The organism is Paenibacillus sp. GSMTC-2017, assembly GCF_016019935.1.
Taxonomy (GTDB): Bacteria; Bacillota; Bacilli; order Paenibacillales; family Paenibacillaceae; genus Pristimantibacillus.
Window position 1 is genome coordinate 204,638 of sequence record NZ_JAECMT010000005.1, and the last position, 22,327, is coordinate 226,964.

14 protein-coding genes are annotated in these 22,327 nt (G+C 41.0%); 13 read left to right on the forward strand and 1 reads right to left on the reverse strand.

Annotated features, from left to right (window positions below):
* Positions 1 to 5: 5 nt before the first annotated feature.
* The 3 genes from I6N90_RS19895 to I6N90_RS19905 all read left to right on the forward strand — a co-directional run bounded on the left by I6N90_RS19895 (position 6) and on the right by I6N90_RS19905 (position 4,138).
* On the forward strand, positions 6 to 2,783 hold the full coding sequence (locus tag I6N90_RS19895) for a hypothetical protein (RefSeq protein ID WP_197937403.1): 2,778 nt from the start codon (positions 6 to 8) through the stop codon (positions 2,781 to 2,783).
* A gap of 685 nt (positions 2,784 to 3,468) precedes the next feature.
* Positions 3,469 to 3,825: a hypothetical protein gene (locus I6N90_RS19900; protein ID WP_197937404.1), complete on the forward strand. Its 357-nt coding sequence runs from the start codon at positions 3,469 to 3,471 to the stop codon at positions 3,823 to 3,825.
* Between the two features lie 37 nt (positions 3,826 to 3,862).
* Positions 3,863 to 4,138 carry a hypothetical protein gene (locus I6N90_RS19905; protein WP_197937405.1) on the forward strand — a complete coding sequence of 92 codons (276 nt, stop codon included), beginning with the start codon at positions 3,863 to 3,865 and terminating at the stop codon, positions 4,136 to 4,138.
* Positions 4,139 to 4,269: 131 nt separating this feature from the next.
* Here the strand turns inward: I6N90_RS19905 and I6N90_RS19910 are convergent, their stop codons facing one another.
* Positions 4,270 to 5,166: a DMT family transporter gene (locus I6N90_RS19910; protein ID WP_197937406.1), complete on the reverse strand. Its 897-nt coding sequence runs from the start codon at positions 5,164 to 5,166 to the stop codon at positions 4,270 to 4,272.
* Between the two features lie 150 nt (positions 5,167 to 5,316).
* Between I6N90_RS19910 and I6N90_RS19915 the strand changes: the two genes are divergently transcribed.
* The 10 genes from I6N90_RS19915 (at position 5,317) to I6N90_RS19960 (ending at position 22,317) form a co-directional block, all read left to right on the forward strand.
* Positions 5,317 to 6,729: an aminotransferase-like domain-containing protein gene (locus I6N90_RS19915; RefSeq protein WP_197937407.1), complete on the forward strand. Its 1,413-nt coding sequence runs from the start codon at positions 5,317 to 5,319 to the stop codon at positions 6,727 to 6,729.
* A 426-nt stretch (positions 6,730 to 7,155) separates the two neighbouring features.
* A complete protein-coding gene (locus I6N90_RS19920; protein ID WP_232243183.1) occupies positions 7,156 to 8,076 on the forward strand; it encodes an ABC transporter ATP-binding protein in 921 nt (306 codons plus the stop codon).
* A 3-nt stretch (positions 8,077 to 8,079) separates the two neighbouring features.
* Positions 8,080 to 9,249: an ABC transporter permease gene (locus tag I6N90_RS19925; RefSeq protein ID WP_197937409.1), complete on the forward strand. Its 1,170-nt coding sequence runs from the start codon at positions 8,080 to 8,082 to the stop codon at positions 9,247 to 9,249.
* A gap of 1 nt (position 9,250) precedes the next feature.
* Positions 9,251 to 10,357 carry an ABC transporter permease gene (locus I6N90_RS19930; protein ID WP_197937410.1) on the forward strand — a complete coding sequence of 369 codons (1,107 nt, stop codon included), beginning with the start codon at positions 9,251 to 9,253 and terminating at the stop codon, positions 10,355 to 10,357.
* A 94-nt stretch (positions 10,358 to 10,451) separates the two neighbouring features.
* Positions 10,452 to 13,085 carry a condensation domain-containing protein gene (locus tag I6N90_RS19935; RefSeq protein WP_197937411.1) on the forward strand — a complete coding sequence of 878 codons (2,634 nt, stop codon included), beginning with the start codon at positions 10,452 to 10,454 and terminating at the stop codon, positions 13,083 to 13,085.
* A complete protein-coding gene (locus tag I6N90_RS19940; RefSeq protein ID WP_197937412.1) occupies positions 13,042 to 14,202 on the forward strand; it encodes a condensation domain-containing protein in 1,161 nt (386 codons plus the stop codon). Before I6N90_RS19935 ends, I6N90_RS19940 begins: the two co-directional genes overlap by 44 nt.
* Before the next feature lie 10 nt (positions 14,203 to 14,212).
* Positions 14,213 to 15,808, forward strand: a complete 1,596-nt coding sequence (locus I6N90_RS19945) for a non-ribosomal peptide synthetase (RefSeq protein WP_232243184.1) — start codon at positions 14,213 to 14,215, stop codon at positions 15,806 to 15,808.
* Positions 15,792 to 17,315: a condensation domain-containing protein gene (locus tag I6N90_RS19950; protein ID WP_197937414.1), complete on the forward strand. Its 1,524-nt coding sequence runs from the start codon at positions 15,792 to 15,794 to the stop codon at positions 17,313 to 17,315. Before I6N90_RS19945 ends, I6N90_RS19950 begins: the two co-directional genes overlap by 17 nt.
* A 1-nt stretch (position 17,316) precedes the next feature.
* Positions 17,317 to 18,471 (forward strand): ACP S-malonyltransferase, encoded by a 1,155-nt coding sequence (locus I6N90_RS19955; protein WP_197937415.1) that lies wholly within the window; start codon positions 17,317 to 17,319, stop codon positions 18,469 to 18,471.
* A 36-nt stretch (positions 18,472 to 18,507) separates the two neighbouring features.
* Positions 18,508 to 22,317: a beta-ketoacyl synthase N-terminal-like domain-containing protein gene (locus I6N90_RS19960; RefSeq protein WP_197937416.1), complete on the forward strand. Its 3,810-nt coding sequence runs from the start codon at positions 18,508 to 18,510 to the stop codon at positions 22,315 to 22,317.
* Positions 22,318 to 22,327 lie beyond the last annotated feature (10 nt).

Here is a 22,327-nt window from a genome sequence, read left to right on the forward strand (position 1 = left end):
ATTGCTTGAAACGCTTACTGACGATTTTATTAGTAATTCTTATCCTTACACAAGTTGCGCCTTACGGACCAGTTGAAGCAAATGCTAGTGAAATAAAGACTGCTGAGCAATCGATCGAGCTAGCCAATCAATACATGCAGGATCACATGGATTATGAGGGTGATTTTTTTGAAATTCAATCGTCCAAGGGAGAATCCCTTCAAAAATCACTTGCTATAAGCGGGAATGAAGCCTTTCACAATCTCCCCATATTTGTTTATGGAGACGCATTGGCTGGAGCTGAAGAAGGTACTAAATATGGTAATGACACCCGAGTAAAGGATAGCACTGGGCAACTTAGAGCACTTGGATTTACTTTTTTAGACGAGCCTTATGCGAATCCCCTCTTTAATATTGATGATGTTACCTATGTTCGTCGATGGATTAAGGAACCGTGGGTATTACCTACGGCTTCTAAGCCGGATATAAAAAAAGATCTCTTACCAGATAATCCAAATGACACTCACACCTATCAATGGCTGAAGTATGAGCCTGGACAATTTGCAACCTCATATAGTGTTCTGAACCAATGGGTCAAATCTAGTGTGTTTCTACCACAAAACATAAAAAAAATGACCGGCGATCGCAAATATTTCAACAAAACAATCGAAGGTGTGCCAGCAGTTCTATCGGAAAATCCGGAAGACTATATTTATATGCTTCAGCCACCAACCTATCATTCATGGGGAGTAGGAATTGCCTTCTATTATTATGGCGGTAACGGCCCTGATAATATGGAGAAGCCTAACCATTATTTGTATTATGAGTATTTCCGTTACAAACCCTTCTCTTTATTAGCTAATGATTTGTCAGCGAACTTCGAAGCGTTGCCCGCGAGCGCCAATGCAGGTGATGAAGTTCAAGTAAGCGTCAGGCTAAAATCAACATTTAGTGGAGAAACGCCAACAGATTATGGATGGGACATTAAAGCAAAGAACGGAGCATCTTTGCCGATCACTTTTTCGGGTCATGAAAATAAACTTTCTGGGGATGTCATGTTTCCAGCAGATAAGGGGGAGCTGTTGCTCCGAGCCAGGTTTGTTATGCCAGCAAGTGATGTCACTGTTAAGTTTACGATGAATAAAAACAAAAATGCACCGAAAGAACTCACGTATGATAACAACAATCTTAGCGGGACAATTAAATATATGTCACCCCCGCCTCCCGTCCAGACAGATAAAGAGCTGGGGTATAATATTTTATCCAAGGAAATGAGGATGGGTTTGAAAGGAGGTGGGTCATTCACCGCGACGTTGCCAAATAATTCAAGTTGGATATGGACGGGAAATGCAACAGGAAAACTTAATGTAGTGAATGGGCAACCCGACTTATTTCATAACTTTAAAGAATGGAATAACCCTGCTGTAGACGAGGCTAACACGGTTATTGTCAGGCAACCTGAAGTTAGTATGAAATTGCTGAGGACAGATTTCGACGATGATCCTGTAGGCGGTAAATGGTCGGATTGGCCAACACCCAAAAATCCTAAAGTTAAAACAGGAAATATTTATTCTGAAGGTACAGTTAACCGACCTTATAAGATAGAACATGTGAGCTGTGAATGGGTTAAGATTGGCAAAGATAAAGAAGAACGAAGATGTTACACCTATTATTCCTACGGTGGAACCTCTGCAGTATTCCCTAGTCAAACCGATAGTTTGAAAATTGGTGTCCGAATCTATAACGGTAGGGAGGATATGCCTGCGCTCTCTTATTTGAATAAGATAGATCAAAATAACTCAAGTGCATTCCGTAAATCGCTGTACTGGAAAAATGAACCTTATGCCTACAATACAGTACGCTGGATGGCACATGAAGATGAGAATGGAAGTTTGTATGATTGGACGCCAGTTAATGGACAATACGAGCGGGAGTTTACTCATCAGGCAAAAGGGGAAGTTGAATGGGAAGTCAAACAGTCGCAAGCAGGTGCATATCAGAGAAGCCGCGATGCTGCCAAGAAGAAGCAAAACGTACAAGGCGATTATGACCTAGCGGTGTTTGCATCGGACAAAGAATTACAGAAGCATGATTATCCAATTAAATCCGGTTATTATTTCAATCCTATAGGACAATATTCGTTCACCATAGAGACGGAGATGTATAAGCAAACAACAGGAAAAACAAAGGATCATCAGGATTTGGTCGACAAGATTATTGATTCGTTCAGCTATGAAAGTAACCTCATCTACATTAATAACAACAAGGAAGCGGTAAATATCCGCAATGGAAGTCTTAGCAAGCGTAACAATGTCCCAGTACCTGCATATGCGAAGTTGACGAGAAACAATCCAACAGGCGTAAATGGGTTGAAATTGCTAGATGTGAAAGAGAATTATAACAAGGATGAAGATGAAATCCCTTATACGCAAGAACAGAATGGAACGATGCATGCGAATTGGAAAAACATTTTGGAGGGCTATACTGAATCCAAAACGCTGAACAGCTACGATGATTTTAAGTACCGGGAATTCGTTAAGAATGGACAAGCTAAGATGTACAAGATCAAAGAATCAACGACCGTTACGATCACAGTAGGAGCTCCAGAAGGGCAAAAGCTCTACACCCATGCGCATATGCCAGATGGTACCTATAACGTTAGGGTAACCATTGGCGATGTGAACGTGAGAGGAATGCCTTATGCTTACAAAATACTACCAAACCTTGAAGGCATTGATCTAGGTAACTCCAATAATCTAGAAATAACGGTAAGAGGCTCAATGTATGACGATTTGAATAGTTAACAGGTGCACCCCACGTAGATGATTATGTGGGGTGTTTCTTTAGAGAATGGTGTAAGGGGTTAGCAAAATGAAAAATGCCGTATGAAAAGCAAATATCGGGACTATATTATTATCGCTTTTAACGTTAATAGGCTGTGGATCTGAGCCTAAAGATAACAAGTATGATAAAGCTACGGCAAGGATACTTGAGGCACTTGAGGAGAAAAATGGAGAAGAGTTCGAGATGGATATGATTGGCCTCCAATACCAGCAATCATTATAAAAGCACCTGCTAATTGCGGTTTTCTTTTTGAAATGGAAGCCCCAATTATTCCTAAAATACTCAATAATAGAACCACAAATGCATAATCGATAAGCTTGCTTGCGCTCGCGATTCTCAGATTTTACCCAATATCTCCAAGAAGTAATGCAAAAAACGCCGTTATTATCCCGAAAATTCCTGCGAGCAACCCCATTATAAACATATCAATCCAACTCCTTAATAGGTAACAGTAATGAACTGGGCATTAATACCCATAGTCTACTATATAATCCTAAAGTTGCATATAGTGCTGATTGGTTAGCAAGATCAAAAGTTTTTCTAGTGGTAAACTAGGGAAAAATAAAATAGTGGGTTCAGATTACATTTCACTACCAGGAGATAAAGCGACAATTATTGATATAAATAAGTAATGGGGGAGTTCAATTGGAAAAAGGGATTTCAGTTTCAAATCTCATGGAACTTTATTTAGAAACTATCCAGAGCTGTGGAACTTATTTGCTACACGAAGAACGAGAGATTATTGAATATCAAATTTTTGAGGAGTTTGATATTGGAGTATTTTCATTTTTACATGAAGATAATTTAACAATATTAAGAGAAGCGAAATTAATAAATGATACAATTATGGCGAGTAGTTTAATTCTAAGAAATAAGGTTATTAAGTTACAATGTGGTGATAAATGGAATGTTGACGGAGTAAGAAACTCTTCTGAGTGGAGAGAAGTATTAGAACTAACAGATGAAATAAAAGTAATGTTAGAGTTAAAAACGCGTTCATAAATTTCAAAAAAAATTTCAACACAGAGGAGATAGTCAAGTGTTTAATAACGACTTCGTCTCTATTGATCCTGAAGATGACGTGATAGATTCAAAAGAAAAGTATGTCCGAAAACTAGCGGAGCTCGAAAAAGCATTAAGCAATTGGAATAGTAAGCTAGTGGATTATATGTGGGTAATCGAAGCTGCCGAGCGTAGGGGGGATACAGAATCTGTAAAAAAATTAGATGAAGAATATCCCGACATGCTTCAAAAGGCAATGGATACTCAAAAAGTTCTAGAGGCATTCAAAGCAAAATATATTGAGTATTCATAGAAACTAAGAAAACAACAGCAACATACAAAAGCTTTGACTGAATCTCTACTTGTTAGTTCATATCTAACAAGTAGAGATTCAGTCCTTTTTATCTTCAACATGGAATCATAACGAATATTTTCAAGCCTCATTCACCTCTTCCTTATCACCATCTTCAATGCACTTACATTTACAAGAACAGTTCCAGTAAGGATCGTGATTACACCAATCATTGTGACCCAAGTTACAGACTCATGATAGAAGAGTATACCTATTCCAACTGCAATCGGAGGGGAAACATAGAGCCAGGTAGCAGGGAAGATAGGATTTGTTTTGGATACGAGCCAGTAAAATAAGGTGTGCCCAATCATAGAACCGATTACGATTAAGTAAATCAGTGAACCTGCGCTCTGGAATGAAAGCAGGTAATCAAGATGAACGTCCTCGGTGAACAGGGATAGAATGAGCAATATAGCTCCGCCGTACATCATTTGTGCTGCATTCATTGCGATTGGTGAAATTTCGGACATGCTGTTCATTGCTTTTTTGGAATAGATAGCTCCTGCTGCATAACAGCATTTCCCGATCAGTATGGCGATGCAGCCTATAATCCACAGTGCTGTTACATCAGCTGACTGACTAGGAAGAACGAGCAGCAACACACCGATAAAGCCGATGATTACACCGAATAACGAGTGAAGGGGAGCTTTTTGACGCAGAAAAATCGTTTGCAACAGTAGAATCATGATAGGTCCTGTAGACGATAACACTGCAGCAAGCCCAGAAGATACATATTGTTCAGCCCAGTACAGAGTGGAGAAGGTTCCGAACGTTAACGTTGCCCCAGTAAATAACATTTCTTTGCGTAACAGAAGGGAAAAGCTTGCTTTCCGTCTCCATACCATCCATAAGAAGAGAATAGCACCAGCGAGAAAAAATCGCAGCCCTGCTGAGAAGAAAGGGGGCGCACCGGCGTCTACCCCGACTTTGATTGCCAGAAAGGTTGTACCAAATATTAAACAGATAAGTACATAAGCCAAAAGAATCATCGTCATTTCCCCTTTGTTCATAGTGCGTAAATGTATGTCGTTAATCATAAAGGTAGAGTGACAGAACAGATTCTATCGAACAGAACAGATTTGAAATGTTATCGTGTACAATTATGAGAATAGCTTTTCTCGGAGAGGTGATGTGGACATATGAAAAAAACAATTGTTTCTCGGCAAAACCATCCGTTGTTCCGCCAAGTGTATGACCACATCTTGAACCGCATCGATCGGGGAGAATGGAGCGCTCATACGAAATTACCGTCGATACGACTGCTGGCAGATGAAATCAATGTGCATCGATTGACGGTATTTAAGGCATATAGAGGGCTGACTGATGATGGCAAAGTATATGTAAAGGACAAGTCGGGCTATTTCGTGTCAGAGGACAGCGTTTATTCCAAAAAGACCCAAAAGGACAAAGTCGTTTCTACTTATGCTGTATCTAACTCGTTAGCCGATATTCATCGCATCCCGGCCAAGTATCAGTTCTCACAGGCGCTTATCGATCCTAACCTGCTTCCAAATATATATTTATCGGAGTATGTGAAGAAGGTGTTCGACCTTTATCCAAAGGTGATGGGGACGTATGCCAGTATACAGGGGGATGAGGAGCTCCGGGGGTCACTATCCGAACATTTCCGCGAGAATCATCACTTGCAACTATCATCGGATGAATTGCTTATCACATCAGGTGCTCAACAAGCTATTAGTATGATCGCCCAAGTTATGCTTGGACCAATGGATACGGTGATGGTTGAGCGACCGACATACAGTTCAGCGCTGGATATTTTTCGTAGGCAAGGTGCGCGACTTATTCCAGTGTCAATCACGCCGGAAGGTTATAACTTGGATGAGGTAGAAACTCTTATGCACACGCATAAGCCACGTATGTTCTATATGAACCCGACTCATCACAATCCTACCGGATACACGGTTCCAGCGTGGCAACGCAAATTGTTAGTGGAATTGGCGGAGCGATACAACTGTCTGCTAGTAGAGGATGATCCCTTTCGGGATATCTATTTTGATAAGCCGCCGCCTCTGCCGTTATTTGCTTATGACACAGAGGGATGGGTAATCTATATTAATAGTTTCAGCAAATATATTGCTCCTGGTCTGCGGATTTGTGCTGTAGCTTGCCGCTATCCCTTCATGGAGCAGTTAATTAAGGCAAAGTCGTTGGCGGACAACGGAACTCCGCTCCTCAATCAGAAAATATTTCTGCATTATTATACTTCACAGAGGCTGCAACAGCATCTGGAAAAGCTGCGTATTGCACTTCAGGTTCATAAGGAGATTATGGAAGAGGAGCTATCACTGGCAGGCTGGGAGTGGAGGGCTCCAGAAGGAGGGCTCAACCTGTGGGTAAAGTTACCGAGGAATATATCATCGGAAGCACTCTTTAGAATGAGCATTGGGCAGTCGATTTCCTTTGTGCCCGGAGAAATTTTTGATCCGCTGGGAGAGCTAAGATCATGGATTCGACTTAGCTACTCCTTTGCGAACGAGATTTTATTGCGTGAAGGGATGCAGCGCTTAACGGCATTGTCGCGGACCTTCTGATCGGAAAGAGAAATTGTTGTAATCCGATAACTCTGCCCTAGCTTCAACCTATTTTCATAGTTAGCGCCTCTCTTGTATTAGGATTGTTCTTTGAACGGAACGTTTCTTAATATAATGAGGGGTGTTTTTTTGTTTTTTAAGAACAAATTACTTTATACATGATTGGCCCCCTAAATAATGATATTCGAGCACGATTCCCCATGCTTTTTCAGCTAAATTAACTCAGTTCCACACACTAACACACAGCGGCTTGCTCTAGTTACAAACCGCACTACACCTCATTTTTTAACATCTACGTGATCATTTCTGATCTGCGTCTATGCAGTTATGACATAACAACATCATGTTACGACGGTAATGTTTGAGAAGAAGTTTGCGGTGCTAAACTATGTTCAGAAGGTAAGCTAAAGAATTTTAGGAGGAATAATGATGCAAACAGTATTTGCGGGGAAAGAAATTAAGTTTAGCTATAACAAAAAGAAAACGGTGCTTAACCAGCTTTCACTCTCCATTAATGATCGTCAAATTTTCGGCTTGCTTGGACCGAATGGGGCGGGGAAATCAACACTGACGAGAGTAATGCTTGGACTAGATAAAGCGCAAGACGGTACGATCCAATGGTTCAATGAACGTTTGAATAAAAGTACAAATAAAAGAGTCGGTTATGTTCCACAGGATTTGGCGCTAATGTATGATCTATCAGCCTATGAGAATGTACTATTTTTCGGAAAGTTGTATGGACTTAAGGGTGAGAGGTTGAAGAAGCAAGTCCAGTTCGCACTTGAGTTCGTAGGGTTATGGGATGAGCGCAAGCAGAAGCCGAAAAACTTCTCAGGCGGTATGAAGCGGAGATTAAATATCGCATGTGGTATCGTTCATAACCCGGATGTAATTATATTCGACGAGCCGACGGTTGGCGTGGATCCACAATCAAGAAACCGAATTTTGGATGCCATTCTTGAGCTGAACCAGCTTGGAACGACGATTATATATATCTCGCATTATATGGAAGAGGTTGAGAAGATTTGTACAGATGTAGGCATTATCGACAACGGTAAGCTGCTCTGCCAAGGTAAACTACGCGACATTATTGAGAGATATACGGATCAGGCTATCGTGAAGCTAGAGTTGTCACGGAAGAGTACAGCCTATGCAGAGCAATTGAAGCGATATAACGTGTTATTGTCGGAAGGACATCAGGTTGAGTTAGGTGTAGCGAAAAATGATGCCCATATCATTAGCGATATTAAAACTACTTTTGGGGAGGACGTCAAAAGTTTTCAATATATTTCCCCGAATTTAGAACAGGTGTTTTTTAAATTAACGAACAAGAATTTGAGGGACTAAGCCATGTGGACAATATACGCAGTAAATTTAAAAAGAAAGCTTCTAAACCCTATCGTGCTCGTCAACTATACATTGCTGCCGCTGTTGCTCATTCTTATACTCGGCAACGCACTTTCAGGTGTATTTGAAAGCTCGTCGAAATCAGCTGCTGCAGTCTCTTTCTCTCAAGTAACAACGGTTGTTGTAAATGAGGATAGCAGCGAGATGGGGGAACAAATTGTACAATTTTTGACTAGTCCTGAGAACGAAGCATTATATAAGGTGACGATTGAGGAAAGCGCAGATCATGCAAAAGCTTTATTAGAAAGTGGAGAAGTTGATCAATTTATTCACATCCCAGCTAACCTCGGAAGTGACGTAGGGAGTAACAAGGATAGTAATGTAGTCATCTATGGCAAAGACAGCAACGTCGAAAAGGTAAATATAACTAGCTTGACATTATCCGCTTTTGGCGATGGTTACTTATCGATGGATATCGCTAGCAGTGAAAACCAAAAAGTGATGTATACACATGTGTATGAAAATCTATTGCATTCACCTAATCAAGCCACAGAAGGTGGGGCCGAATCTGCAACGACTGAAGAAAAGTCTGACGTATCAGCAATCAGCTATTACGGTGTTACGATGCTAGTACTCATTCTTGTATATGGTCTAGCAAATACGATGAACTTTGTTCAAGAAGAATATAGTGAGGCGCTTGGTGATCGTTACTTAGTAACTCCGATTTCAAGAACGGGATTAGTTGTTGCTCAGTTCCTAACTGGCTGTACGATTACGATTGTACAAGGGATCATCATTGTCATATCCGCGAAAGTGTTCTTTCAAGCGAGTTATGGTGAAAGCTTATGGTTCGTATTGTTTATCATCTTAGCAGGTGCTATCTTCTTTAACGCACTTGGACTCTTCTTAGGTGTAATTGGTAGAAAGTTCAAACAGCTAGATAGTATCGTTACACTTCTTATTCCAGCAATGACTTTCATTGGCGGCGGGTTCATCAAAATCGATATGGGAGGGCTTAGCAACTTCAGTATAAATGAGCTGTTCCAGCGCCCATTATTTGATTATATGAATCAAGGAGCTATCAATTTAGTACCAGTGTTTAATGCTCTTGGTTATTCATTGGCTTTTGTAGCTATAGCAGTATTCGTTTTATCACGGAAGGGGGTTCGTTAACATGTTGGTATTTGAACTCTACATGAAACGGATTTTAAAAAGAAAACTGACCTTTGTATTGCTAATACTACTGCCAATCCTGTTTACGTACAGCGTCGTAGCTCAGTATGAGCAAGCAACGAAAGTAACGTTGACGGTTTATGCAGAAGACGCAGAGCTTGGAGCTTTTGTCACAGGTATGTTGGAGAAACAAGGTGTAACGATTAAGCAAGCAGAAAAGGCGGACGATGCCATTGGACATAACACCAATCTTGGAATCGTACTAAACGAAACAGTAAATGGGGTATATGCTAACCCGGATGATCTATCCATTGCTATGTATGAAAAAGGGAAATCGTTCACTTCAAGCTCCCTTGAAGTAAAGCTGAATAGTGTATTTTCGGTACTGAAGACGATTGCGAAAAATGCCCCAGATGAGGGAGCATTCCTGGACGGTATTAAGAAAGCTGCCGAATCGGAGCCTCCGATTCAAGTTCAATCATCTATTCTCGGTAATCCGAATGCGGTCATTCTAACAAGTACATTTAATATGATTGTGTTTATCATCATGTTTTTGACAATGACCAATACGATGCTCTTTCTCGGGGATAAGGTTCATACAACTACGCAACGAATATTGCTTGCCTCGTTTAGTAAGCTTAGCTACTTCATGCAGACTGCAGCCGTATTCGCTGTCATTGGTGTAACACAATTTTTGTTCATGATTGCACTGATGAGCGGGGTATTCCAAATCGACTTAGGGCTAAACATAGGTGAACTACTTCTTCTGGTATTAGCTTACGGCGTATTGAATGTGGTTGCGGCAGGAATCGGGTTACTACTCGTTAGTCGTACGACTAGATTATCAACTGGACGCCTGTTGATTACCGTAGTCTGCTTGCCACTTTCGATGTTAGGTGGAACACTTTGGCCAAGCTCCATTATGCCAGAAGGGATGCAGAAGATAGCGAGCATATTACCAACCAACTGGATTACGGAGTTAAATGATGCGATGTTCAGTGGGTTCACCGATAATGTAGCCGTTGTAGCGATGAACATTACAAGCTTGTTCCTACTTGCAGCAGTTCTCTTCCTCATATTGATGCGTGTTAGAACGGAAAATATATAGAAGAAACCGTAATAGAATAAGGCGGGGATGAAGCAGGAGCCTTCATTCCCTCCAGAATCGCAGAGCAACATAACAATAAAAGGAGGGAATGGTATTGCTTCTTCATAAGAATGATGACGGTGAAAGGATAGACTTACAGCCATTGCATGAGAAAATTTTGTACGCTGAGAAACATCGGAAAAATTATGATATAAACTTTTCTTTGAAATATGATCCTAAGTTGGTCGTTGCACAATTGATTCAAGCAGTAGAAGATGTGATGAATTATTTTTCATCTTTGAAGGCGAGGATCGTTTACAAAAATGGACGATATGCATTCGTAGTAGATCATTCCGTAAGAAAATTCAGAAGTGAATTGCAAGTGAAGGGAACTAAACTTGATGTGTTTAGTGGTGAGTCATTAGCAAAGTATTCTATCAATGAACAATCTAACACATTGGACTTTTTGTTCCATCATCTAATTTTCGATGGAGAATCGTTACCTATTTTTATCAACGCACTTGAAAAGCGAATTGTAGATGGCGTTCTTCCTACGTTAGGAAATGGTATTCTACCCGTCGTAGATGTGACAGAAGTTCAGAATAATGCTTTAGACGAGTATCGTGCGATTGTTCAAGAAGGACGTCATTCACGAAAGACAGATATATCGAGGCTTGTTAGTCCGATTAGCGGGACTCTCATTCTCAAAGATCATGCATGGAGAGCGTTAGGGTCATTATCGAAAAAAATGCGGACAACGAAGTTTGGTGTAATAGCTTTTGTGGCAATGCTCCTATCCAAGAGGAATCAAAGTTTTGTAGGAGTAGTCGTCTCCCGTCGTGACCAGCGTACTCAAGCGGAAATGGTCGGGAATTTAACAGACGTTGCGCCATGCGTACTTCGATTGGACGAGCAACTTGATTTCGGTAAAAATGCACGAGCAATATTTAGACAAATTATTGATTCTATCGGTCTTTCGGTGAACGTAACTTACGATGAATATATGAATCTTGTTGGGGGAGTCGGATATGATTGGATTCTCTCCTACACGAAACTTAATGACCCTATTCAATATTCAGCTACATTTTCAGAGTTAGTATTAGGCAATTATTTGTACAAGTTTGATAACCACCTCCAGTTCAATGAATTCGAAGATGGATTAACGTTAGAGTTTCATTACCAATCGCCCCTCATGCAGCAGATTTGCAATGGCTTAGAGGATGCGCTGCTCAGCTTGGATAAACTCGATCCCTCTAATGATAGTTTACAAAATATTGAAATTGCAAAGAGTACAATTTCGCATGTGCTAGAGCAGGGGAATCTGGTAGAGAAAGAGGATGGGATTCCACGAACAATCGATGAAATGTTTCTCCGTTATAACGATAATGATCTTTTGCTCGAAACGGATATAACCTCATTCGAAATTGCGGGAATGATCACTGAAGTATATGAAAGATTTGGTGTTCAACTCTCTTACCATGATATATATGCGGCGGGAACTTTTCGAGATCTCAAAGCCAAGGTTAACTGGCTCATACAAGAAGGAACAAGCGAGCTCGAAGATCAAACCTGCTTAATGGAGTATAGAGTTCCAGGTTGTGGGAAAGCGATATTTATAGATAGTTTCCGTATGATCAATTCGAGCCTTTATGACGTTAAATATGCTTATCGCCTAAAGAAAGGGATTGAACTAGAGCAGCTGCGTGATGCAACTGAGCAAGTGGTTATGAATAACGATATCTTTTTTACTTCTTTCAGCTATGATGCAGGTGAAGTGGTTGCAACCATTGATCAGAACAGGTCGGTCAACATTAAGAGCATAGAGATTAATTGTCTTAGCACGATTGAACAATTCGGTGAATCTCTTCGCATACAGGGTAATCAGAAATTATGGGATATTAATCTTGTTCATGAACTAGATAGTGATGATTGGTATTTGTACATTCATATGCATCACTTACTCATTGATCATCAAGGAATCGGCATTTTCTTAAAGCAAGTTGAGGATTGTTATGGAGGACGAGCTCCCAAGTATACACAGTTTGTCGAAATGGTTAGATCCTATGAATCTGCAGTAGTTGTTGCAAGTGAACATTGGAGACCGCTGCTTCCATACGCTAAGTTTGCAAAATTAGGTAAACCTGCGCTTGGCAAAGGGACTTTTCAACAAAAGAAATGGACTGTACTTGTTAATAATCGTAACTTTGAAGAAATGGAATATGAAGTGGTTAAAGCATACACGTTTGCATTATCCAGCTTTTTTAGTGCTAGCGAGTGTTTTATAGGATCTGTTTATCATGGAAGAGTGATACCAAATGCCAATAGTGTAATAGGATCTTTTGTTCGTATATTACCAGTCTTCTACTCAAGTAGACAGGAGAAAGTGCTGCGTGAAAGCTTGCAGACGGCCAGACGCAATCAAGCAGTTTCCATCTATGAATTGCATTCAACTGGTTTCTCATCAGAGTATCCAAGTATCGTCTTCCAAACTCTAATCGAAGAAGGGGACGACAAAAACGAGGGATTGTTTAACCATACTGTTGAGTTTAGTGGTTTGTCGAAGTTCCAAATCTTCTTAAACTGGCATATTCGGAATGGGGAACACTCTCTACATCTGTACATTGATGATGAGCTATACAATTTAGCAGAGGCTAATGAGCTAATCTATTTACTTGAAAAAGCGCTTGATGATGGAGGGTTAAGAGATGGGAAACATTCAAATGATTGGGCCAACTTGTGCGTACAGTGAACTAACGGTTATGCAACGTCAAATGTTCATTTGCAACAAGCTCCCGATTTATCGTCTCCCATTTCTACGCAGGCTACAGGGTGAAGAGTCATACGAAAGGGTTCAAAAGGCGATTTATGATACATTTGAGAGTTTGCCAACACTACAAGTGCAATATGGTTATGATAATGACGGTAGAACGTTTTATCAGAAGTATGTTCCTCTTCAAGAAGTTGATATCGTTATTCCGATTCGTTCTATTACGGAAAAACCGGAAGATTTTATCGAAACCAAAACAGAGCCTATTGATTTAAACAACGGTTATCCATGGAAAATGATGTTCCTCGAACAGAATGACAATCGCTATCTCTATATCGAATTTCACCATATTTGTATAGATGGTATTGGTATTCGAAATGTAGATTCCATGATCAGTCAATTGCTAACACTAGGGAAATTAGGAGATTCGTATGGTGATTTCAGTACGTATTGTCGCATTAATACGTTAAACAAACAATCGCTACCAAGCTCTGCAAGTTCAACTAATAATCTACTAAATCTTGTTATTCAAAAATCAGGGGGACCATCGACTGCTGCAAAAGTGACAAGACGCATTTCTGAAAAACAGTGGAGTCATATGAATGATATTGCTCAGAAATTAAAGGTTACAAAAAATGCTGTTTTCCAAGGTGCTTTGGAAGAGGTGTTAAGTCGCTATTGTATCGGGTTCGAATATGGAACGATTAGTAATTGGCGTATGGCATTCCGCAATTTTCATGAAGTAGGGTGCTACGTTCGGATAATGCCTAACAAAATCGAAAAGTCGTTAACGATTGAACAAAAGATGAAACGAATTTTTGTAGAGCAGATGAAAAGCTGGGTAGATCCAAAACTCAGTGAGGTAGAAGCAGCAAGCCCGGTGCACCCAATCATCTATTCATACGAGGAGGATATGTTCCATCAATTCCGCTTCGTACCAGTAGACAAGCTCTGTAAGTTCGATGTGTATATCCGTTTCTGTCGCTATGACGAGGAAACGACCGTAGTGATCGAATACAATCGAAGCAAATATCAAGAAATGCAAATGTTACGCATCATTAAAGATATTGAAAAGATAATCGAAAACTACGACGTATAAGGAGGGACAAATGGTGAGTTTGTTGGAAAGACTAGTGTACCATTTAAAAAGCGTTCCAAACAAGCTAGCTATCACCGGTAGTTATGGAACATTAACTTATGGTCAATTGGATGACATGACGGAGCGGATCGCAAGGAAAATTCGAAGTGGCGGGATTGGCAAAGAAGACGTCGTTACGATTGAAACGGACAATAAATATCAAGCAATCGTGTTGTTGCTAAGCGTGGTTCGTGCAGGAGCAGCCTATTGTATGATTCCAAATGATTATCCCGAACATCGAAAAAGTCTTATGCGAGAAAAGGTAAAGTCAAAATTGACATTACGCGATCTTGAGGTAGCCGAAGTACAGATGTTACCGGAGAACGATGGGTTAAATGGGGAATTGCCGACGGCACGGGATGAAAATAGTCTCCTCTACATTATTTTCACTTCCGGTTCAACAGGTGAGCCGAAGGCGGTCGCAATTGAGGATCGAGCCATTTGGAAAATAGTGAATCATAACGATTTCTATCGTGGACAAGTAATCGGACAGTTCGCGCCGCTTGAATTCGATGCATCGGTGTATGAATTGTTTGGTGGGCTACTTAACGGAATGACGCTACGCATGGTGAATAAGGATGAGAGTCTCGACTTTGATGTCATGCCTGACATTCTCGAGGAAATCGATACAGTCTTCTTAACAACGAGATTGTTCAACCTCTATGTAGATGAATGTTTAGATAGCTTTAGTAAATTGAAGCTTGTTCTGACTGGCGGTGAAAGATGTTCTATACGGCATTTACAAGAAGCAGCACGTTATTGCAAGGTGCTCAACGTTTACGGCCCGACAGAAACGACGGTATATGCAACTAAATATGAAGTGCGAGGAGACGAGGCAGTAATCCCAATTGGGAAGCTGTTTGATAAGGGGAAATTCCGCATAGTAGATGAGCAGGGAAGGGATGTCGAACCTGGAAATCAAGGGGAACTCTTAATATCTGATTCAGGCTTACTGCGACATTATTTAGGCAATGAAGGGGCTAACGCTGCTGTATTCGCCCAGCATGATCGAATTGTTTATTATCGGACAGGCGACATCGTTTATGAAAATAGTGATAACGATCTGGTCTATGTAGAACGTAAGGATCGACAAGTGAAAATTTCTGGATACCGCATTGAGCTTGGCGAGATTGAAGAGTGTGCTCGGGCATACGGACTACACAAAGATTGTGTGGCACATTATGATGGCAAGCGGCTTTATTTATACGTAACGGATACGGTAGAGCTCGAGTTATTACGACAATATTTAAGAAGCAGACTTCCAGACTATATGATTCCGACTGTAAAGGTGGTGGAACAAATCCCTATGAATGCAAATGGAAAAACAGACATGAATGCGATAAAAGTGGAGCAAGTGAACGATTCCAAAAACAAACTTATTGAGGTAATTGAAGGTGTGCTAAAGAGTAAGATTGTGATGGAAAGTACGTTTATCGAATTAGGCGGCGATTCAATTAAAGCGATGGAGATCATTTGGAAATTAGGCGGAGACGGCTATCAATTGGACTTAGATATGTTGTTCAATCAAACGCTAGGGGAGATTGTTGAACATGCTAAAGCTAGTTAGCGAAAAGGAGAAACGGATTTTAGCCAGCTGCTTGGCTAATCCAACAGCGTATAATATTCCGTTGTTCATCAGATTTGGGCAAGGATTAAACATTCCGAAAATGTATCAACTATTATCGCAATATTTCGAAAATTATAATATTTTCAGAACTTATTTCAAGATTGAAGAGTCGTTCGGTAAAAATAAAATGTTCAAGGGGATCAATCAAAATATCCCGCTTATCCAAATTCGCTCGTTTGGTCAATTCGATCAAGACACCATCTTGCATGAGCATCTACTCAGCGCACAAGACGGAGAATTAATTAAGGTTGTACTTTGTAAAGTTACCGGAGAACCGGCTGATTATTTATTCCTCAACATACATCATGTCCTGTTCGATGGTTTCAGTATTAACTTATTACTCCACGATTTGTTGGCTTCTTATCTTAGAGATGAGCCATCTAGCCTCCAAGATACAACTTACAATGAGGCTGAGTTGGAAGTTGCAGCGTCCGTACAAGTGGGGCAACAACGGGGGGACGTTATCGACTTCAGTCAGTACGATCTCTTTAAGACAAAGCTTATTAAGAAGCAGGCTAACGTCGTCCATTATCTGAACGATCAAGTAACACTTGCTACTAAGACGTCACGCCGCCATTCTGACTTTGCATTATGTCTAACTGCCTTCTCTCTTAGTCTCGCGGAGTGGTTGCAGAGTCAAGCAGTTTACATGGTGTTCCCGTCCTTAGGACGTAATCGAAATCAGTACCGAACGCTTGGCAGCTTCGTACAGTTTATACCCTTTGCTGAGCAGTTTGATCATAATCTGGATACTCCAATTGAAGAAATCATTTCAGGTGTACAGCAACAATATTTATCAAACATGCTGCATTCCGACCTTACTGATTTGCAAATGCGACGCGAGCCGATGAGCCGAATGAATCTGTTTAGGGATATCGTCTTTGACTACAAGACGGGCAGCCTTATTGATAAAGTGTTGGATCAAGAACATGAGATTACTCTTGAGGAAGCAACGGCTTATAGGGATGAGAAATACGGCTTACACTTTTCTATCTATCAGTTAGATAATGTGCTGCATGTATCTATTATTTCCAGTGAGTTTACTGTAACCGATGTTGAACGATTCTCCGCTGTATTTAACCGCAATATACAATTGCTTTATTCGGGAGAAAGTTTACGTCTCGGGAATTTCCTTAATTGGTCCCTTGAAGAGCAAAGTGAGGAGACTGCCGAGCTAAGCAATTCGGGACAAAGTTCAGAAGAACAATCCAATGACGATTTGCGATCGAAAATATGTGAAATGGTTTGTGAATTGCTAGAGGAGACGGAAGTAGCGTATAGCGAAAGCTTCTTCGATCTAGGAATGGATTCAACCTTGCTCGTAAAGCTAAAAAAGCGAATCAAAGAAATGTATAACGTTAATTTGAAAATTTCGGACTTTTTTAATCATTATACGACTGAACTATTATTCCAAAAAATTAGAGGACAACTAAAGGAGGCCAATTAAAATGAATATCGCATTACTTTTGGCAGGACAAGGGACAAAATTTTCTGAGCAGGTGGTAAATCTGTGGCTTGCGAACAACGAGACTCTCAGTCTTATTGAGAAAGCGGAAGCTCAGCTAGGTGAGCCGATTAGGGAATGGTTCGCACAGGATTTAAGTAAGGATACACGTAAGGCGCAGCTTGCTACCTACGTTGGCTCGATGTGTATGTACCGTCTATACCGGGATCAAGTTGGTCTTTACCCCAGTGTTGTACTTGGTCACAGCCTGGGAGAACTTACAGCGTTAACTATTGCGGGTGCCTTCGACTATGAAGCTGGGCTTACGTTAGTGGAACTCAGAGGTTCAGCAATGAAAGGTGCGATTGAGCGCCAAGAGCAAACGGGTATGATGGCATTGTTTGTTGCTTCTGAAATGATCGAGGAGTTATTAGAAGGCAATGTCCGCATCGCCAACTACAATTCCAACAAGCAAACTGTTATTTCTGGCCCAATTGACGAAATTCAACTTTTTGCAAAAAAACATAAGTTTGAAAGTGTTGTGCTTAATGTAAGTGGAGCATTCCATACGCCATATATGCAGCAGGCTGCGGATGAAGTGTATGAGAAGCTAGAAGGCTTCACATTCAACAGTGATCTCAGTATGACTGTCGTAAGCAATAAAAATGTAGGTCCATATCATACGGAAAACTTTAAAGAAGAAATCGCTAATCAAATTGTTCAGCCTGTTAAATGGAAGCAATCCATCGATTATGCAATTAATCAAGGCATTCAATTATTTGTGGATCTCTCTCCAAACGGAATGTTCGTTAACATGCTTGCTGGACAAGCTGTCGTTCGTCCTTTCCATACGGAGGAGCATATTAAGGCGCTTCTTACAGACTTGAAAGATGATATCGAAGTTAACGGACATTACAATCTTTACTCTCGTGCACTAGGCATCATCGTATCAACTAAAAATAATAGTGATGATGCTGATGCGTACGAAAATATTGTTGTGAGTGGCTATAACCAAATCAAGTCACAAATTGGTCATGTTCCTACAGCAGACGATGTTAAGAAGACACTTTCGCTGCTCAAACTAATTTTACAAACAAAAGAAGTTCCAGAAGAACAAATCAATTCGTATTGCAGCAAATTGGCCTGGAAGGTCGGATGACCCCCGAGCTAACGGTCAGGAAGGAGATGGGATCGTGTGATTAAAGGGGATATAGCAATTATCGGGCTGGATATTACGCTTCCAGGCTGCAGCAATCAAGAAGAAGTATGGCGAGACTTGAAGCGCAAGCGGATTTCTAAAGGTAACTTTCCGTTACAACGTTTGGCGCAAATCGGACTCCCTCAAGATGAAGAGCTGTTTATGCCGGGATCGTATTTGGAACAAATTGATTTGTTTGACCATAAACACTTTAAAGTATCGCAAAAGAGTGCGGATTTCATGGACCCTAACCAACGACTTGCGCTGTTATCTACGACAAGAGCTCTGCGAGATGCGAATTGTCTGCATACCATTAAGGGTTCAAAGACTAGCGTTTACGCAAGTGCAAACTCGACTCAACAATACCAATATCAACTCCTATTACAGGAGGAAGGGCTTAATCCAGATTTGCTGGGCATGCTTAATTCGACTATTTCAAGCCGAATCAATTATGTATACGATCTTGCAGGGCCATCTATGATGACTGATACCGCTTGTTCCTCTTCACTTGTCTCTGTCATTCAAGCATCTAATGACCTGCGCCTTGGTAAGGCTAATCAAGCGATCGTTGTGAGCACAAACATTTATGTGAAGCCGGGTTTTAAGAAGGACAAGATCGTAGATATTCTCGCTTCTGATGGGAAAACGCGTACGTTCGATGATCGGAGTACAGGAACTTCAATAGGTGAAGGTGTGTGCGCTGTTATATTGAAACGTAAAGAGGACGCGGAGCGGGATGGGGACTATATATATGGACTTATTCGGAGCTACGCATATAACAACGACGGGCAAACGATGAATATGTCTTCTCCAAATCCGCAAGCACAAGCACGACTCATCGAGGAAGCGTGGTCTCCCCTTGAGAATGAATTAAGTAAAATTGCTTTTATTGAAGCTCACGGAACGGGTACAGCTGTTGGAGATACGATCGAGTTTGAAAGTCTAAGCACGTATTTTTCCTCGCGAAGTCTGAAGGGTCAATCCGTTGCATTAACGGCATGTAAATCTAACTTTGGTCACTTGGACGTTGCTTCTGGTTTATTCTCACTTATTAAATCGGTACTCAGTTTACGCAATCATACATTAATTCCACACCCAGATTTTAAGATTCCGAACGAGGAAATAGACTTTCAGAACTCTGTATTCTACATTCCTGATCAGTGTCAGCCTATTAACGAAGGAGCACTTGCAGGTGTAAGTTCATTTGGTATGACGGGTACAAATGCACATGTTGTACTGCAAGCATGGGAAGGTGCTTCTACACGAGAAGTAAAGGAATATCCGCCACTGCAGCTTAACAGCTATTGGTATCCAAGGCAGGGTAATACGTTCAAAATTCATAACGAGCTTCATCGAGCTGAGACAGATCGAATGATTATTGCACAGTTCCCGCTTCATAGTAAGAAGCATTGGGAAATTCACGAGCATAAATTTGGTCTCAATCATTTGATGGTTGGGACAAGCATCTTTGAAATCATGTCGCAGGCACTTGGAGATACAGCCTATAGTCTCGAAAATTACGAAATTGGCAACTTGCATTTGCTTCATCAGCTAGCCGTTCAAGAAGGTCCCTTTACGATTATCTTCGTACTGGACAAAGTGAGTCTTAAAGCGACAGTATCCTTTACACATAATGGGGTAACACAAAGCTGGCTGCAGTTCGACTTGAGAGAAAAGAAAGGTTTAAAACAATCCTATGTTCTCAAGATTGAAGAAATGGATGAGATCGCAGTAACGAGTCAAGTCGGGGAAACGGATGATTCCGATATCGTCGTATCTAAACGATGGGACGTTGTAGATAAGTTATGGGTGAATACAGAACGAACGAGGTCGGTCATTAAACTTCGGATACCGGAAGGTTTGGACAAGGAATTTGCACAATATGCTTTTTATCCTTCCATATTAGATCCTGCGTTTAATGCACTTAACCGAATGGCTGAGCCAAACGAAATATTGTTCCCATGGATCTGGACCACGATTGATGTCGTACAACAAAGGCTACAAGGTCAATCTTTCTTTTCAGAGATTGTGCTTCAGGACCGTACGGAGGACGATCGAGGAAACGTCATTTTATCATTCGACGTGAACATGTTTGATGAGCTCGGCGGAATTGTATTGATAGCAAAAGGGTACAAGGTGAAAAATGCACCAGCAACTGTACGTGAGAAAACGGACGAGCAGGATCAATTTTTCAAACGTGAAGAGCTAACTGCTTTCAAGCCGATGGAGAAAGTAGCTTCAGCGGATGAATGCTTGCATGTTGCACATGAATCTCTACGTGGAAAGCTTCAATTAGAAGCACCGGTCATTTACTTCGAAAAGGTAGACGAGTTGTACGCACTCGATCTTACTAGAAGTAAAACGAAGATAAAGCAGGTATATCTGTGGGATCGCAGTTATGAGAACGAACATGAGATTGTTAGCTGTGCTTATGATTTAGGACAACTTATGTTGCTTTTAAATCGAGAATCAGTCATTACAACATTCAACTACATTAGTCAAAATATGTTCCATGAAGGTAGTAACGCAGAGCTGCATGTCAATGCGCATAATCGTGCAATTGCAATGGGTGTATCCGCACTCAGACTTGAAGTGCAATACGGGGTTACGATCTTTGAGGCAGACTACGACCATACCGACTTATTGGAGAATATAGATGCCGGTGGTGAAGTTGTCGTTATCCAGCGCAGAGATCAGTTCTATGCATTACGATTCAAGAGCTTGAAGTTAACGGTCAATGAGGGTGACAAGTTCAGAGATGGGGGCACGGTGCTTATTGTAGGCGGCGGCTCAGGAATTGGACGAGCCTATATGACTTATGCAGCCAATCACTATCCAGCTGTCAAGTTTATTGCAGCGGGTCGGAGTTCCTCATGGAACGGTGAGTTGCCAGCAGATAACGTACAATATGTTTCCTTAGATATCGTAAATGAAGATCAATTGGATACATTCGCAAGGGAACAAAACGATGGTATCGACATGGTGTTGAATTTTGCTGGGGAACCTGCACAAGGCTTCTTTTTAAATAAAACAAGAGATGTCTTCCATAACAAAACAAGAAGTAAAGTTGAAGGTTCTACATTACTCGGCAAATACTTCCCTAACGCTAGAGAGATTATCCATTTCTCTTCCTTAGCATCATTGATTGGGGCGATTGGGCAAGTAGAATATTGTTTATCAAACGCCTATCAGTCTGGCTTAGCGTTGTCTCAAAGGAATGTTAGGACGCTAAATTTGACGGGATGGATTGAAGTGGGTATGTCGGCTGGGAAAGAAGACTACTACTTTGAAAAGCTCAAAACGGATAAAGGTGTAAAGCTCCTTGACCGATTCATTCATTCCGACGAACGTTACGCATCCATGTTTAAGCTAGTACGTCCAGCTGATGAGTACTGCTCATTGCTGAGCACTACAGTTAAACAACGGACAAATCAAACTTTGTTTGAAAGTAAACAAGAACAAGAAAATGGAGTACAAAGCAGCGCTGAAAGTATACAAAAGGGTGTGCTTGCTGCTTGGAAACAGACGCTTGGAGACGACGAGTATGACGACAACGTAAGCTTTTTCGAGCAAGGTGGTGATTCTATCACGATCGTTAACCTTTCTGATGAGCTGAATCGTATATTCCCAAATAAGTTCGATGTCACTACACTCTTCTCATTATCGACGATCCATGGACAAGTTGAGTTATTGCTCAGCCAGTCAGCTGAGGGTGCCAATAAGCTAGTTCAATCGGGCAATGATGAATGGAATGAGATAGAAACACATTTTGATGCAACTGAGATGTTAGCGTTTCTGAACCAATAAAAAATGAAAG

Excerpts from the sequence above, each read along its gene's own strand:
- I6N90_RS19910 (WP_197937406.1), bottom strand. The coding sequence starts at position 5,166 with ATGATTCTTTTGGCTTATGTACTTATCTGTTTAATATTTGGTACAACC.
- I6N90_RS19915 (WP_197937407.1), top strand. The coding sequence starts at position 5,317 with ATGAAAAAAACAATTGTTTCTCGGCAAAACCATCCGTTGTTCCGCCAA.
- I6N90_RS19920 (WP_232243183.1), top strand. The coding sequence starts at position 7,156 with ATGATGCAAACAGTATTTGCGGGGAAAGAAATTAAGTTTAGCTATAAC.
- I6N90_RS19925 (WP_197937409.1), top strand. The coding sequence starts at position 8,080 with ATGTGGACAATATACGCAGTAAATTTAAAAAGAAAGCTTCTAAACCCT.
- I6N90_RS19930 (WP_197937410.1), top strand. The coding sequence starts at position 9,251 with ATGTTGGTATTTGAACTCTACATGAAACGGATTTTAAAAAGAAAACTG.
- I6N90_RS19940 (WP_197937412.1), top strand. The coding sequence starts at position 13,042 with ATGGGAAACATTCAAATGATTGGGCCAACTTGTGCGTACAGTGAACTA.
- I6N90_RS19945 (WP_232243184.1), top strand. The coding sequence starts at position 14,213 with ATGGTGAGTTTGTTGGAAAGACTAGTGTACCATTTAAAAAGCGTTCCA.
- I6N90_RS19950 (WP_197937414.1), top strand. The coding sequence starts at position 15,792 with ATGCTAAAGCTAGTTAGCGAAAAGGAGAAACGGATTTTAGCCAGCTGC.
- I6N90_RS19955 (WP_197937415.1), top strand. The coding sequence starts at position 17,317 with ATGAATATCGCATTACTTTTGGCAGGACAAGGGACAAAATTTTCTGAG.